Origin of the sequence: Acetomicrobium flavidum, from assembly GCF_900129645.1 — a bacterium.
GTDB classification, from domain to species: Bacteria; Synergistota; Synergistia; order Synergistales; family Acetomicrobiaceae; genus Acetomicrobium; species Acetomicrobium flavidum.
On sequence record NZ_FSQZ01000001.1, the window covers coordinates 1,378,675 to 1,392,500 of the forward strand.

Genomic DNA, 13,826 nt, shown 5'->3' on the forward strand with positions numbered 1-13,826 from the left:
CCTTATGCACTTTGGGGGTTGGTTATTCATCATGTTGGAGATACCGTTAGATCGAAGTTCCGAGGTCCCTCTCTATCGCCAGATTGCCCTACACCTGCAGCGCATGATAGCAAGCGGGAGCTTGCCCGAAGGATACAAACTGCCAGGTACCAGGCAATTGGCAACTGATTTAGGAGTGAGCAGGACGACTGTCAACGAAGCCATGATCCTTCTGGAAAAGGAAGGATACATTACGACAGTCGGAAAAAGTGGTTGTTACGTTTGTCGCAACAGCAGCAAGCCATCGGACAAAAACAATCCCATGACCCAAAGGACAATAGCGGACTTATCTTCTGGGCTTCCAGATGAGAGTTTATTGCCAGTGCAGTTTCTGTGCAAGCCCCTGCGAGAATTGTCCTCTATAGCCGGAGAAAATTTGCTGTTGCCGCCACCTTTGGCCGGATTACCAGAACTTAGAGAGGCGCTGGTCAAGCATGCTGCTTTGAGGGGAATTCCGGCTCGTCCAGACGAGGTATTGGTCACAGCCGGAGGGCTAGAAGCGCTTTCTCTCCTTATGGCTGCCATCAAGGATAGTGGTGCGAGGAAAATTTACGTGGAGGAGCTCACCTACCCGTTGGTCTTGGAATTGGCGTCAAAGAATAACTTGGAGATATGTCCAATGCGCTTGGATGATCCGGTTTCTTCGTTGAAAAACGCTTCTGAAGGCGATGCAGTTTATTTGATCCCAAGTTTCCACAATCCTACAGGGCGCACACTTTCTCTCGAACAGAGGGATTCTATCCTCAAACAGGCTCGAAGAACGTCCTTGGTGATAATAGAGGACGATACATATGGAGAGCTGAGGTACGGCAAGGAAAGCGTACCGGCACTTAAGGCCATGGAGGACACAAAAAACGTAGCCTATTTGGGTTCGTTTAGCCAAGCACTTTTCCCCGGATTTAGGATTAGCTATCTGCTATTGCCCAAATGGCTCATGGATAGGTGTCTTGTGGCAAAGAGGATCTTTTACGGCTCGGTGTCATCCCTGGTTCAATGTCTCGCGCTCGTGTTTCTAAATGAAGGAGGTCTATATGAAGCGCTTGATTTTGTACGAAACCAAATTTCTTTGCGTATGCGGCTGTTTTGCGAACAGCTAAGCAGAAACATTCCTATAGCTACTTTTGAAATGCCCCTGGGGGGAATATATTTATGGGTTCGCCTGCCAGGTATTAAGGGAAGCCAGGCAGCCAGCAAGGCCGAGGCCCAAGGAATTTCGATAGTGCCAGGTCGTGTTTTTTCTGTAAACAGCGAAGATATAGAAGCCGTTAGGCTTTCCGTTAGCGCATTAAAGCCAAGTGATATATCCTCAGTCCTTTCCCGTCTTCGTAGATCGTGGGAGCATGAATTTAAGCCATAAAAGCAAAGCACACGCACCAGAACTTAGGCCGCCAATTAAGCCCAAGGCTATTAAGTCCAATCTCCCAACACCGTAGAAAAAACTGCTGATTCCTGCAACGGCGTAACCGATGAATACCACTGTCGATATCGATAAGATCAATACTAATGTTTGTACCATCTTCTCTTCTCCGGTAAATTTACGTAGTTGTGTACATTTAGATTCTCTGATACAATACATGCGATCGAGAATTTGTATTGTATTATACATTAAATGGTCATGAAGGATCATAAGGATGTTTCTTTTTAATGGATGCAATTTACAATGGTGGGAGGAATATGCATGTTAAGAGAAGAAAAACTTTACACTACGTCAGCGGATTATGTTTACGATGAATTGCTTCATAAGATATTGATGAGGCAGATCAAACCTGGCGAGCACTTGGCAGAGGTAAATATTGCGGTTAGCTTGGGCGTAAGCAGGACGCCAGTTAGGGAAGCTTTGCGTCGGTTGGCAAGCCAAGGGTTGCTCGAGGTTATCCCAAACGTAGGGGCTAAAGTCGTATCGCCTACACAAAAAGACCTCGAGGATACGTTCATGGTGCGCAATGCTTTAGAAACAATGGCCGTAAGACTGGCTGTTAAAAATATCAATCCCACTTATTTAGCCGAGATGGAGGAGGCCATTAAGCAGGAAGAGCAGGCCCTTCGAAGTGGTGATTTTGAAGAGTACTTGGGAGTTAATGAGGAGTTTCATCGCATTATCGCTCAATTGAGCGGCAATAACGTCCTGGAGGACTTTATAAAGAATTGCATAGCGCGCATTAGCATTTATACCGTGTTTACTGAGCCTCCTGTAGAAGAAATAATACGGACGAGCTTGGCGGAACATAAGGAAATATTAAACGCTATTAAAGAAAGAGACGTCAATCGCGCCGAGAAGACCATGGAGGAACATATCATAAATACTCTTAATTCCTTATTGCTGTACGACAAAAAGAACCGCTAATTCTAATTTCGATGGAAACTGAAAGGGGATAATACCTTTATGAAATACGTTTCGGCTTTCGATTTAAAAAGAAATTACGAGTCAATGAAAGATGAGATAAAAGAAGCTCTGGATAGAGTATTGGAATCGCAAAGGTTCATATTGGGCGAAGAGGTCGAAAAGTTCGAGAAAGAGGTTTCCTCTTATCTGGAGGTGGCTCATGCCGTTGGTTGCGGTTCTGGGACGGATGCTCTCTTCCTTTCTCTGATGTCTTTGGACATAAAAGAAGGAGATGAAGTCATTACTACGCCTTATACGTTTTTTGCCACTGCTAGTTCAATAGCAAAATTAGGGGCGAAGCCTGTATTCGTCGATATCGATCCTTTGACCTATAATATAGATACAGATAAAGTTGTTGAATATATTACGCCTCGTACGAAGGCAGTAATCGTCGTTCATTTATTTGGGTTGATGACGCCGGTGGAGAAGCTGGAGCCTTTGTTAAAGGATAAAGGCATTCATTTAATAGAGGATTGTGCCCAATCCTTTGGGGCCTGGCGCAAGATCGACGGCAAGATAAGACGTTGCGGCACTATAGGTACTTTTGGTTGTTTCTCATTTTATCCCACTAAAAATTTGGGGGGATATGGAGACGGAGGCCTGGTGACCACTAACTTAAGTTCGTTGGCGGAACGGATCAAAAGGCTTAGAGCGCACGGTTGTTCGGGCGAATATATTCATGAGGAGTTAGGCATGAACAGCCGTTTGGATGCTATTCAGGCTGCCGTACTGCGATGCAGGTTGCGGCATGTCGACGATTGGAACAGGAAACGCAGGATAATTGCAGAGCGCTATCGCCTTTTATTCAATGTTTATAAAATTTCGGAATTCGTCAAGGCTCCCAGTGAAGACGAGGGCAGTTATCACGTCTATCACCAGTATGTTGTCCGCTGTGAAAGAAGAGACGATTTGTCGAAATATCTTGATGAGAACGGAATTGGCACCAGGGTCTACTATCCTTTGCCGTTGCATCTACAGCCGGTGTTTAAATATCTTGACTACCGAAGGGGTGATTTTCCGGAAGCCGAGAAACTTAGCCAGGATAGTTTGGCTTTGCCCATGTACCCTGAATTGACGCCCGACGAACAGGAGTATGTGGTAAAAACAATTGCCAAATTTTATAGATAGCAAGCATTGTCAATGAAATGAAGAGGGTTCAAGCAAGTGACAGGAGGTGAAAATGATGTATTTTCCGTTGTTCTTTGATCCGACGTTCATAATTTTGATTCCAGCCCTGCTATTGGCCATATGGGCCCAGATAAAGGTGCAGGGAACATTTAGCCAATTTTCGAGGGTTTATTCGCGAAGGGGAGTCAGGGCTTACGAGGCTGCCCGCGTTTTGTTGGATCGCTTTGGTTTGTCTAATGTCCCGATAGAGAGGATACATGGATCACTTACGGATCACTACGATCCCAGGTCCAAGGTCCTGCGATTGTCCGAAAGCGTGTATGCAAGCCCTAGCATAGCAGCAATAGGCGTTGCTGCACATGAAGTTGGGCATGCCATACAGGATGCCTATGATTACAAGCCCTTAAAGGTGCGTAATGCTATCGTCCCGGCAGCCAATTTAGGCACAACTTTGGCCTTTCCTCTCTTCTTTATAGGGTTGATCTTCAGGGCTCCTGTTTTGATGAATGTTGGCATTTTATTTTTCGTCGCCGTAATAGTGTTTCACTTGGTAACCTTACCCGTGGAGTTTGACGCCAGCGCAAGGGCGCTGCGTTATCTTACGGATACTGGTTTGCTGGCTCAAGATGAAATCGGAGGCGCCAGGGCGGTTTTGAATGCTGCGGCGCTGACCTATGTTGCCGCGACAGTTATGGCAGTAGCTCAGCTTTTGCGTCTGCTTGCCTTTAGGGATATGGTTGACAGAAGATGACGGCTCACGTCCATATATCGAGGCTATTTTTTAAAATGTTTGTGATAATATAAGGGGTGATTGTCACCCCTTATATTATCTGCGGAGGATTAACTATGCCAGTCGTTATATTGTTTCTGCTTTTGCTATTTTTTGCTCCTTGGGCTTTAGGGTTTGTGCTGCTCTTTTTGTTGATATTTCTGTTGGTCTTCGTTCCTCTTGGATTTGCCGCTCAGTCGTTCGTTTGGTTAATTTTAGGTCCAGGGCAGCTGGTGCGTATATTGTTCAACAAGAAAGTTAGACGTAACCATGCTTTGGAACATGCCACAGTTAACGTCATAGAAGAGCGTTACGGACCCACAAATATAGCTGGAATGGCATACGATAACGGCTTTACCTTGAAAGGGATAATGGACCCCTATCTGGTATTGGCAGCTGCCCGCGAAGGGTTGCTAAGGTTGAGCCAGGGTGAAAGGAAACTAGCCGTCCATCCCAGGTGTGGCACGACGATAGTTGTCACCAATACGTTGGCTGCCATAGTGTTTGTGGGTTTGCTGATAGCGACTAAACATTTGAGTTTAGTTTATATATTGCTTGCCATATTGTGCGCTCACCTATTTGGTGTGTCTTTTAGTAAAATCGCACAATATTACATTACCACAAGCCAGGATGTAAAGGGAATGACGATAGAGGGCATAGAGGTAAGATCAAATCCCGCAAGCTTCTTTGGAATAAAATTCATGATGCCCTCAGAGCTCTTCATATTGACTAGACAGCCGGGTGAGGGTGTGAGCGTTGAGGTGATAGATCCGTGAAGGGCGTTGAGGCAGCTCTTGCCATATGGGAGGAATCGCGACGCGGCATGTTTCTCTCGCAGGCTTTAAGAAATTACAGTACGGATTTATCGGAAGGGGAACGAAGGTTAGCCTCTACCTTGGTCTATAGTGCCATGCGTCGCTACAGCTTATGGGTGGATATAATTAAATCTTTTCTGCACAGGCCGTTTGAATCGTTATTTCCACTAACTGGAGATGCCTTGATATTGGGATGTGCCGGTTTGTTGGAAATCAAGCATTTTTTCCCGCAGGCATTGGTAAACGCCTTTGTAGAAGCAGTGAAGAAAAAAAAGCCTAATGATGTAGGACTGGTCAATGCGGTGCTTAGAAGGGTTCTTGCTGACGGAGGGCGCAGGATCGAGGAATTGAAGAGCAGCCAAAACTTACTTGATCAAGCGTTGCTCTGGGGTTTGCCCCCATGGGTGGCACGCCGGTGGGCGGAAACCTGGGGGCAGGAACTCGCTAAAAAGTTGTTTGTGTCGCAGGTCGTTAAACCCTATCTATCCTTTAGATTATCGCCCGATATATCGGCTGAAGAAATGGTTTCGCGGCTCTTGAAAGTGGGGATTAGAAGCTGGCCATCGCCGTATTTTTCTTATGTATTGAGGAGTGCGTCTTTTGGGCTTCCTCCTTCCATTGTCGGATATGACGAAGGGCTATGGACTCCACAAACTGAATCCTCCGTCTTCATATCTGAACAGGCAGTTTTGTTGAGTGCCGGTAAAAGGCTGATCTTGGACATGTGTGCCGGTCGTGGTATAAAGACAGGCCATATACTGGAAAGGACACAAAATACCATTGTCGAAGCATGGGATATATCTAAAAATAAAGTCAATGCCGGACGAAGGGAATTAAAAAGGTTGGGCGTGCTTGAGCGTTCCATATGGAAAGCCGGAGACTCCTTGTCTCTTGTACCGGATGCAATCCCAGACCTCGTATTGCTAGATGCCCCATGTTCTGGAAGCGGAACATGGAACAGGCATCCCGAGGGAAAGTGGAAGCTTTCCTCAGGTAAATTGGCCGGGTATTCTCGTCTTCAAAAAGATTTGCTTAAACGCGCTATTGACCTCCTTGCATCGGGCGGGATTGTAGTTTACAGTACCTGCAGTATGTTCAGGGAGGAAAACGAGATGGTCGTAGGGGAAGTCCTGTGTTCCGCACCTGAAGTCATCGAGATTGAAATAGATGGCAAGAGCTTCCCGTTGCAAAGGGGACGACCCTTCGGTTACTATATATGGCCAAGCAGTCCTTGGATGGATGGTTTCTTTCTGTGCATTTTGATGAAACGCTGAGGAGGGAAAAAGATGAGGCGCTGGATTAGCCTCTCGCTATTGGCAGTCTTACTGGTGTTAATATGCAGTGGCTTGACGATCCTGTATTTTGTCTTCTTCGGTGGCAGCTCGGTAATGATGCCAGATCTTACGGGAGAGAGTGCCATCGTGGCTATGGAGCGCTTGCAGCAGCTGGGATTACTGCCGAAGGTAGAAGAGGTCGATTCCTATGGGGAACCTGGAGTAGTACTGGAGCAGTTGCCCAAGGCAGGAGAGAAAGTTAAGCGTGGCAGGATAGCCATATTGAAGGTTAGCAGCAGCGGCGAGCGATTTGCGCTTCCAGATATAAGGGGAATGCAATACGAAAGCGCTCTAAAAAAAATTGAAGAGGCCGGCTTTGTCGCGGGAGATGTAGTTCGCATTTACGACAAGGATGTTCCGCCTGGAGTGGTGATAGCCCAAAGCCCTGCAGCACCTTCTTTAGTGCCCATGAAGACCAGGGTCAATGTCCTTGTGAGCCTTGGACCAAATGTGGGAAAGGGTAATGTATTTCCTTTGCCTGATGTGGCAGGGATGAACGTAAATGAGGCAAAGAAGGTCTTGAGCGAGGCGGGGTTATTTGCGAAGAACGTCGAGTACGTTGATACCACCTCTACTGAGCGAGATATTGTCATGGCGACTAAGCCTAAAGGGGGATCCCAGGTTACGGGGGGAAGCCAAGTTACTCTGGTTGTATCAAGCGGCAGGGCGCCTCAAAGGCAGATAGCAGTTGCACAGCAGGAGAAGGCACCTGCTGTGTCTAAGCCTGTTGCGGTGCAGGAATCCGAGCAGCCAAAGCAGGAAAATAGTGCAGCACAAAAAGAGCAGGCGAAACCTGCTAAACCGGTTCAGCCGTTACCTCAAGCACCTCAAGATAAAGAAACAGGCGAACAAAAGGAGAACAAGCAAGCTAAAGTACGCTATCCAGTACCGCCGCTGTCGCGACCTCTAAAGTTAGAAATTAAAGCTACAGACAAGCAGGGCGAGCGGACGGTTTTCAGTAAAGATGTAAAAGGCGGCGAATACATAACCCTTAATATACCCTATACGGATCAGTTGGTAGTTACTGTTTATTTGGGAGGAGAATTTGTTTGGGAGGAGAGGTACTTTTGAGAAAGGTGATATTAGCGCCATCCCTTCTATCTGCCGATCCTTTAAATATAGCTCTTGATATCGAGAGGCTAAAGGGCGAATGCGACTGGTTGCACGTTGACGTCATGGATGGACATTTTGTCCCTAATCTCTCTTATGGGCCGTCGCTTGTGGCTGCCCTCAAGGCTAAAAAGGAGATAAAGTGGCCCATCGATGTGCATTTGATGGTCGAACCCCCGGAGAACTTTATCGATCTGTTCCTACCCTTGGGGGTAGATTATTTAACCATACAGATCGAATCCACTCCTCACGTTCACAGAGTGTTACAGCGCATCAGGGATGGAGGAGCGAAATGTGGCATTGCCGTAAATCCTGGTACTCCGATAGAGTGGGTTGAACCCATCCTTTCTTTTGTCGATATGGTTTTAGTCATGTCCGTAAATCCCGGATTTGGGGGACAAATGTTCATCCCCCAGGTTCTCAAGAAAGTAGAATGGCTTTATAGGGAAAGGGTGGTAAATGGCCTTGATTTTTTGATCGAGATGGATGGAGGCCTTGGAATAGATAATGTGGCGACTGTCGTGAACTATGGATGCGATGTAATTGTTGCTGGCAGTGCAGTGTTTGGCAGCAGCGATCCTGCTCGGGCCTTAAAAAGTATGCGAGAAAGTGTAATGGAGGTGTTCCAATAAACTATGGGTGAGGATGACCTTCAAGGCAAAGACCTGGTCGAGCTGGGCGAGATTTTACGTCGCACCAGAGAAAGCAAAGGCCTATCGGTAGAGGAGGTTGTCAAGGACACTAAAATTCCTCGCGGTCATATTTTGGCCATTGAAAGCGGCGACATAGAGAAACTTCCTGGAAAGGTGTTTGCCAGATACTTTATTAAGGAATACCTCAACTACATTGGTCTGAAGGAGCTTTGGCCGCGCTACGATGCGCTCATCGCTTTAGGCGAGAACGTGGAGATCTCGCAAGTATTGGGCACCTATACACCACCTCCCAAGGGGTTCAGGGCTGCCTCAAAGTGGTGGGTTTACGCTATTCTTATAGTTCTTTTGATAACGAGCATTGGACTTCTTTATGCCCGAAAGGAACATGTGCTTGATGCCATGAAGCATCAAGATCAAGTAGTGTCGTCCGATGATTCGACAAAGCAGGCCACTGAGATGCCTCGAGAGCTGATTCAAGGTGGCCTGCCCTCGACAGTAGAATCAAAGGACTTGCCTTTGCCGTCTTTGCCAAAAGATGAAGGAGCGCAGAAACCCGTAGAGGAACCTGCAAAGATCTTGGAAATTAAAGCCACAAGGGGGAACTGTTGGGTTCGAGTGCTCAAGGGAGACAAGAAAGTATTCGAAGGGACCATCAAGCGCGATGAGACCAAGACCTTTGAAACTAAAGATGAACCCCTGAAAGTTCGCTTTGGAAATTTCCCTGCGGTGGATATAAAATGGATGGGCAAGACGCCAGAAATGTCGGATAAGATCAAAGGCCCTGTTCCTGCTATGCTCATTTATCAAATCGATGGGAAGGTCGTGAAGGTCGATTAATGGGAGATAAGGTATTTATCCTAAGTTTAGGATGCGCTAAAAATCAGGTCGATAGCGAGAAGCTTGCCGGCATGATGACCTCTCAAGGGTTTGAGATAGTTGATTCTTTGGATGCTGCTGACATAGTTTTAGTAAATACCTGTGCCTTCATAGAGCCGGCAGTCAAGGAAAGTATAGACGCTCTGTTGGGGCTTGAAGAGCTAAAAGCTTCAGGGAAAGCGAAAAAGATCGGGGTCTTGGGATGTCTTTTGAATCGCTACGGGGATGACCTAAAAAAAGAATTCCCTACTGTGGATATTTGGGCGAAGGCCGAAGAGTGGGATAAGGTATTGGCCTATTTGGGAAAGGATAAGCCAAGCACGTCCTGTGTACGTGGCTTTATCCCTGAAACCGTCAAGTGGAGTCGTTATATCAAGATTGCAGAAGGGTGTAACAATCGTTGCAGTTACTGTACCATACCTGAAATTCGCGGTCCTTTAAGGAGTAGACCGATTAAAGAGATTGTAGAAGAGGCCCAGTTCTTAGCCTCTCAGGGGGCGAAGGAACTTTGTCTGGTTGGGCAAGATCTCGCTGCTTACGGCATGGAGATTGATGGTCAATCTCATTTGACCGAATTGCTTGACATTCTAGATAAAGACCTGCCGTCAGATTTATGGATAAGGCTTTTATATCTCCATCCCGCTCATATCGATGAAAAGATGCTTGATTTTATATCTTCATGCAGAAAGGTTTTAAGGTACCTCGATATTCCGATCCAACATGTCGACGATGAAATCCTTTCTTCCATGAATCGCAAGGTCACCGAGAAGGATTTGAGAAAGATATTTTCATACGCAAGGAGTATAGACCCAGATTTTACCTTGAGGACCACTATCATAATTGGCTTTCCGGGTGAGGACGAAGGCAAGTTTGAAAAGGTCTTGCGCTTCCTTGAAGATATGGAGATAGATAGAGTTGGTGCATTTCTATACTCGCCCGAGGATGGGACCGAAGCAGCGACCTTAGGGAGACAAGTTCCTGAAAGGATCAAACAAGAGAGATATGATACGTTGATGGAATTGCAAGCCTTCTTGTCACTTCGACGTCAGGAGCGTTTTCTGAATAGGACCCTCAAAGTCCTGGTGGAGGAAAATCACAGTAATGATGGTTATGCTTTAGGGAGATCCTACAGGGAAGCACCCGAGGTTGACGGTGTAATTGTAATTAAAAATGCCAATAACCTTGTTCCTGGGTCTTTTGTAAACGCGAAAGTTGTCTCCGTTTCTGAACATGATATGGAAGCTGAGGTCATTTTTGATGAAGGGTAATGCATTTACAGAGATGGCGACTTTGTGGGGAATCGGTCGAATTTCATCCATGCCGGGTACGTTGGGATCTTGTGTGGCCGCGATCCCCTTGTTTTTCGTTCATATCCCTTTATGGGCAATAATACTTGTCATGTTGAGTGGAATTTACGTATCGGATGTATACTCAAAAAATAGGGGCGAGATAGACCCGAAGGAAGTTGTCATCGATGAAGTCGTGGGAACTTGGATAGCCCTATATGGATACCCCCCCAGCTATATAATCGCGGGTTTGTTTTTATTTAGGATATTGGATATATTTAAGCCCTTCCCAATCTCGTGGAGCGAAAAAGCCCCGGGAGGATGGGGCATAATGGCAGACGATGTTGTAGGAGGCATGATGGCAAATTTTATTTTGTTCGCGGTGGACTGGCTTTACTTTAAAGGGGGCTTTGTGGCTATATTTGCAGGGTAAAAAATAATAAATGAAAAAGAGGTAGCTTAATGCTCAAAGGAAATAATGTAGTCTTAATTGCCGTAGGCGACGAACTGATCGCTGGGCTTAAAAAAGAAGCCAACATCTCTTGGCTATCTGCCGAACTGATGCTCCGCGGTCAAGATGTCGTTGCAATGGAAGTAATACCTGATCAAGAAGAAGTTTTAGTGGATATGCTAGATAGATGGGCCGGAAGGGTTGCGCTGATTGTGATTTCGGGGGGATTAGGCCCTACTCATGATGACCGCACAAGAGAGGCCATTGCTAAGTTTTTGGGTTTACCGCTAGTGGCAGAAAAAGATGTTTATGATCGGATCATCTCCAGATATCCAGCTGAGTTAAAAGAGTCCCTTGAAAGGTCAGGCGAAAGGCAAGCTTACATACCAAGTGGTGCACAACCAATCTTAAATCCTTTAGGTTCTGCCCTTGGATTTTCGATAGATTTCAAAGGTACAAAGATCTTTGCCCTTCCTGGAGTGCCTCAGGAGTTCAGGGAGATGGCTCGCGTTGTGTTGGATTTCTTTAAAAAAGATGATGAGGTATGTGTAGGCCTGTGTAAAGTGGTGGGGTGGCCGGAAATCAAATTAAAAGACCATATAGCCAACATTATTAGAGAATTTCCTGCCAATGTTATGTTTTTACCCGAGCCCAATATTGTCACAGTGGCGATTAAAGGACCAAAGCACATAGTTGCGACATTGCAGGGTAAATTAATGAAACTTATGAAGGGTGACATCTTGCCAGAAAATGCTTCCTCCTTGGAAGATGCCGTTGTTAAACTTGCCTCTAAATTGAACATCAGCTTGGCCTTTGCGGAATCCTGCACGGGGGGCATGGTAGGAGAATCCGTTACGAGAATACCTGGGGCTTCGTCGGTATTTGCGGGTAGTGCCGTTTGCTATAGCAATGAGGCCAAGGAGGCTGTCTTGGGCGTTCCTAGGGAAGTTATAGAGCAATTTGGAGCTGTTAGCGAGGAGTGCGCAGTTGCGATGGCCCGTGGAGCGGCCAATATCTTTAAAGCGAACTGCTCGGCGTCTGTTACGGGTATCGCTGGTCCTTCGGGGGGTAGCGAACGCAAGCCCGTCGGTACTGTATGTTTTGCAGTGACGTGCTTTCAAAGGTGCAAATCATGGACGAGGCATCTTCAGGGAGACAGGGAGACCATACGTCTTTGGAGCAACAACATAGCCTTAGAAGCTGTTTGGAGGGAGTTAAAGGACCTTGCCGAAAAAAGCGGAAGAAACGAAGGGTCAAATTAGATGTTTCATATGTATTGAATTAGATGATTCATTAAAGGATAGGATTGGTATATTAGTTGAAAAGCTCAAAACCTTTGCGCCTAACTTAAGCTGGGTGAGCAGAGAGGCGCTTCATCTAACTCTCAAATTTTGTGGAAACTTGTCCATGTCGACAGTAGAGCTTCTATCCCAGCAATTGCAAGACCGACTGGAGCATTGTCAAATTGCACCGTTTTTGCTTGAGCTGTCGGGCGTAGGAGGTTTTCCGAGCTTAAAACGTCCTAGGGTTTTATGGTTAGGCGTCTCGGGGGATGTATCTTCCCTCTTAAAAGTTCAATTGTTAGCGGAAGAGGTGTGTTCCACTTTTAGGGAAATTCGCAAGGACGACAAATCTTTTTCTCCACATCTAACTTTAGCCAGAGTAAAGCGACCATCCGATGTAACCGCCTCGCTTTTAAACTTTATTTCTTCGATGGAATTTCCCAGTCTTCCCTGGCAGGTTAAGACGTTGACTTTTATGAAAAGCGATCTAACGCCTAAGGGAGCTATTTATACTCCCTTGGCACGGTATTATTTGGGAGGTGCCGTATAAGATATGGCTAAAAAGGAAGGTTCAAAGACGAGAGAGGACATACTTCAACAAGCTATTTCCGATATTAAGAGCAAATTCGGAGACGGAGCCATAATGCGACTAGGTGACGGCAACGTCTCGTCAGTTGACGTCATTCCGACTGGTATATTGCCACTTGATATCGCTTTGGGAACAGGGGGACTGCCCCGCGGACGGATCATTGAAATCTTTGGGCCGGAGGGATCGGGTAAGACCACGTTGGCTCTCCATCCCGTAGCGGAAGCACAAAAACTTGGAGGAGTTGCTGCCTTTATCGATGCAGAACATGCCCTCGATCCGTCTCTAGCCATCTCCGTTGGTGTTGATGCTAAAAGCCTGTTCATATCTCAGCCGGATAGCGGTGAACAGGCTTTGTATATTTTGGATTCCCTAGTTAGAAGTGGTGCGGTAGATATCATTGTCGTGGATTCAGTTGCTGCACTGACTCCGCAGGCTGAGATAGACGGTAAGATCGGAGAGACCCAGGTGGGCTTACAGGCCCGGCTGATGTCCTATGCCCTAAGAAGACTTGCGGGCTCCATCTCCAAGAGCAGATGCATCGTGGTCTTCATAAATCAATTGAGAGCGCAGATAGGAATGTCAGGATATGGCGGAGCTCAGGAGACTACGACCGGTGGAAGGGCGCTGAAATTTTACAGTTCAGTTCGTATAGAGGTTAGGCGGGGAAAGTCTATTACAAGGGGGGAAAGTATAATTGGACATGAACTGTGGATCAAGGTGGTCAAAAACAAACAAGCTCCCCCCTTCAGGGTTGCCCATGCGTCCCTAATATATGGCAAGGGAATTCCTAAGGCAATGGCAGTCTTGGATATGGCAATAGATATGGATGTCATCAAGAAGAAGGGTTCATGGCTTGCGTACAAGGGCGAAACCTTGGGGCAGGGCAAGGATAAGGTAGCCCAATTGCTAGAAGAACAACCCGAGCTCATGGAGGAGATATCTCGTGAGGTTAAGACGATCGTTGCCGAGAACGCCGGGCTGGTAAACTTGCTGCCACCTAGGGGCGCAGAAGACGAAGTTATCGAAGGCCAGGTTAAAGAAGCGGAAGAGGCGCCGTTGGACGATGAAGAAGTTCTGGAATTAGATGTAGAGAGCCCCGAAGACGCCTAG

The 13,826-nt window shown here is 46.6% G+C and carries 15 protein-coding genes; 14 read left to right on the forward strand and 1 reads right to left on the reverse strand.

The annotated features are described in order from the left end of the window. Positions 1-31: 31 nt before the first annotated feature. Positions 32-1,396: an aminotransferase-like domain-containing protein gene (locus BUQ78_RS06905; RefSeq protein ID WP_074199734.1), complete on the forward strand. Its 1,365-nt coding sequence runs from the start codon at positions 32-34 to the stop codon at positions 1,394-1,396. On the opposite strand, the gene BUQ78_RS09995 is transcribed toward BUQ78_RS06905, so the two are convergent. After that, positions 1,346-1,555 (reverse strand): hypothetical protein, encoded by a 210-nt coding sequence (locus tag BUQ78_RS09995; RefSeq protein WP_074199735.1) that lies wholly within the window; start codon positions 1,553-1,555, stop codon positions 1,346-1,348. The genes BUQ78_RS06905 and BUQ78_RS09995 overlap by 51 nt on opposite strands. A 162-nt stretch (positions 1,556-1,717) precedes the next feature. Here BUQ78_RS09995 and BUQ78_RS06915 point away from each other — a divergent pair, with 162 nt between their 5' ends. The 13 genes from BUQ78_RS06915 to recA all read left to right on the forward strand — a co-directional run bounded on the left by BUQ78_RS06915 (position 1,718) and on the right by recA (position 13,826). Then, the gene (locus BUQ78_RS06915; RefSeq protein WP_014807599.1) at positions 1,718-2,383 is read left to right on the forward strand and encodes a GntR family transcriptional regulator; all 666 of its coding nucleotides are present in this window, start codon (positions 1,718-1,720) and stop codon (positions 2,381-2,383) included. Positions 2,384-2,422: 39 nt separating this feature from the next. Next, entirely contained in the window at positions 2,423-3,550 is a 1,128-nt protein-coding gene (locus BUQ78_RS06920; protein WP_014807598.1) for a DegT/DnrJ/EryC1/StrS family aminotransferase, read from the forward strand. 55 nt (positions 3,551-3,605) lie between these two features. Beyond that, complete coding sequence (locus tag BUQ78_RS06925) at positions 3,606-4,301, forward strand: zinc metallopeptidase (protein ID WP_041459815.1); 696 nt, start codon at positions 3,606-3,608, stop codon at positions 4,299-4,301. Positions 4,302-4,396: 95 nt separating this feature from the next. Beyond that, positions 4,397-5,095, forward strand: coding sequence for a DUF6391 domain-containing protein (locus BUQ78_RS06930; RefSeq protein WP_014807596.1), 699 nt, complete (start codon positions 4,397-4,399; stop codon positions 5,093-5,095). Further along, positions 5,092-6,408 carry an RsmB/NOP family class I SAM-dependent RNA methyltransferase gene (locus BUQ78_RS06935; RefSeq protein WP_074199736.1) on the forward strand — a complete coding sequence of 439 codons (1,317 nt, stop codon included), beginning with the start codon at positions 5,092-5,094 and terminating at the stop codon, positions 6,406-6,408. The genes BUQ78_RS06930 and BUQ78_RS06935 overlap by 4 nt, the downstream gene beginning before the upstream one ends. Before the next feature lie 12 nt (positions 6,409-6,420). Then, positions 6,421-7,539, forward strand: coding sequence for a PASTA domain-containing protein (locus BUQ78_RS06940; protein ID WP_074199737.1), 1,119 nt, complete (start codon positions 6,421-6,423; stop codon positions 7,537-7,539). Beyond that, on the forward strand, positions 7,518-8,210 hold the full coding sequence (gene rpe, locus BUQ78_RS06945) for a ribulose-phosphate 3-epimerase (protein WP_143228351.1): 693 nt from the start codon (positions 7,518-7,520) through the stop codon (positions 8,208-8,210). The genes BUQ78_RS06940 and rpe overlap by 22 nt, the downstream gene beginning before the upstream one ends. A gap of 3 nt (positions 8,211-8,213) precedes the next feature. After that, a complete protein-coding gene (locus BUQ78_RS06950) occupies positions 8,214-9,068 on the forward strand; it encodes a helix-turn-helix domain-containing protein (RefSeq protein WP_074199738.1) in 855 nt (284 codons plus the stop codon). Continuing rightward, positions 9,068-10,375: a 30S ribosomal protein S12 methylthiotransferase RimO gene (gene rimO, locus BUQ78_RS06955; RefSeq protein ID WP_074199739.1), complete on the forward strand. Its 1,308-nt coding sequence runs from the start codon at positions 9,068-9,070 to the stop codon at positions 10,373-10,375. The genes BUQ78_RS06950 and rimO overlap by 1 nt, the downstream gene beginning before the upstream one ends. Then, entirely contained in the window at positions 10,365-10,826 is a 462-nt protein-coding gene (locus BUQ78_RS06960) for a phosphatidylglycerophosphatase A family protein (RefSeq protein ID WP_074199740.1), read from the forward strand. The genes rimO and BUQ78_RS06960 overlap by 11 nt, the downstream gene beginning before the upstream one ends. A gap of 29 nt (positions 10,827-10,855) precedes the next feature. Continuing rightward, complete coding sequence (locus BUQ78_RS06965; RefSeq protein ID WP_074199741.1) at positions 10,856-12,106, forward strand: nicotinamide-nucleotide amidohydrolase family protein; 1,251 nt, start codon at positions 10,856-10,858, stop codon at positions 12,104-12,106. After that, positions 12,069-12,677 (forward strand): RNA 2',3'-cyclic phosphodiesterase, encoded by a 609-nt coding sequence (thpR, locus tag BUQ78_RS06970; protein ID WP_074199742.1) that lies wholly within the window; start codon positions 12,069-12,071, stop codon positions 12,675-12,677. The genes BUQ78_RS06965 and thpR overlap by 38 nt, the downstream gene beginning before the upstream one ends. A gap of 3 nt (positions 12,678-12,680) precedes the next feature. Beyond that, positions 12,681-13,826, forward strand: coding sequence for a recombinase RecA (gene recA / locus BUQ78_RS06975; RefSeq protein ID WP_074199743.1), 1,146 nt, complete (start codon positions 12,681-12,683; stop codon positions 13,824-13,826).

Excerpts from the sequence above, each read along its gene's own strand:
- rimO (WP_074199739.1), top strand. The coding sequence starts at position 9,068 with ATGGGAGATAAGGTATTTATCCTAAGTTTAGGATGCGCTAAAAATCAG.
- BUQ78_RS06960 (WP_074199740.1), top strand. The coding sequence starts at position 10,365 with ATGAAGGGTAATGCATTTACAGAGATGGCGACTTTGTGGGGAATCGGT.
- BUQ78_RS09995 (WP_074199735.1), bottom strand. The coding sequence starts at position 1,555 with ATGGTACAAACATTAGTATTGATCTTATCGATATCGACAGTGGTATTC.
- BUQ78_RS06965 (WP_074199741.1), top strand. The coding sequence starts at position 10,856 with ATGCTCAAAGGAAATAATGTAGTCTTAATTGCCGTAGGCGACGAACTG.
- BUQ78_RS06940 (WP_074199737.1), top strand. The coding sequence starts at position 6,421 with ATGAGGCGCTGGATTAGCCTCTCGCTATTGGCAGTCTTACTGGTGTTA.
- BUQ78_RS06950 (WP_074199738.1), top strand. The coding sequence starts at position 8,214 with ATGGGTGAGGATGACCTTCAAGGCAAAGACCTGGTCGAGCTGGGCGAG.
- BUQ78_RS06905 (WP_074199734.1), top strand. The coding sequence starts at position 32 with ATGTTGGAGATACCGTTAGATCGAAGTTCCGAGGTCCCTCTCTATCGC.
- BUQ78_RS06915 (WP_014807599.1), top strand. The coding sequence starts at position 1,718 with ATGTTAAGAGAAGAAAAACTTTACACTACGTCAGCGGATTATGTTTAC.
- recA (WP_074199743.1), top strand. The coding sequence starts at position 12,681 with ATGGCTAAAAAGGAAGGTTCAAAGACGAGAGAGGACATACTTCAACAA.
- BUQ78_RS06925 (WP_041459815.1), top strand. The coding sequence starts at position 3,606 with ATGTATTTTCCGTTGTTCTTTGATCCGACGTTCATAATTTTGATTCCA.
- BUQ78_RS06930 (WP_014807596.1), top strand. The coding sequence starts at position 4,397 with ATGCCAGTCGTTATATTGTTTCTGCTTTTGCTATTTTTTGCTCCTTGG.
- BUQ78_RS06920 (WP_014807598.1), top strand. The coding sequence starts at position 2,423 with ATGAAATACGTTTCGGCTTTCGATTTAAAAAGAAATTACGAGTCAATG.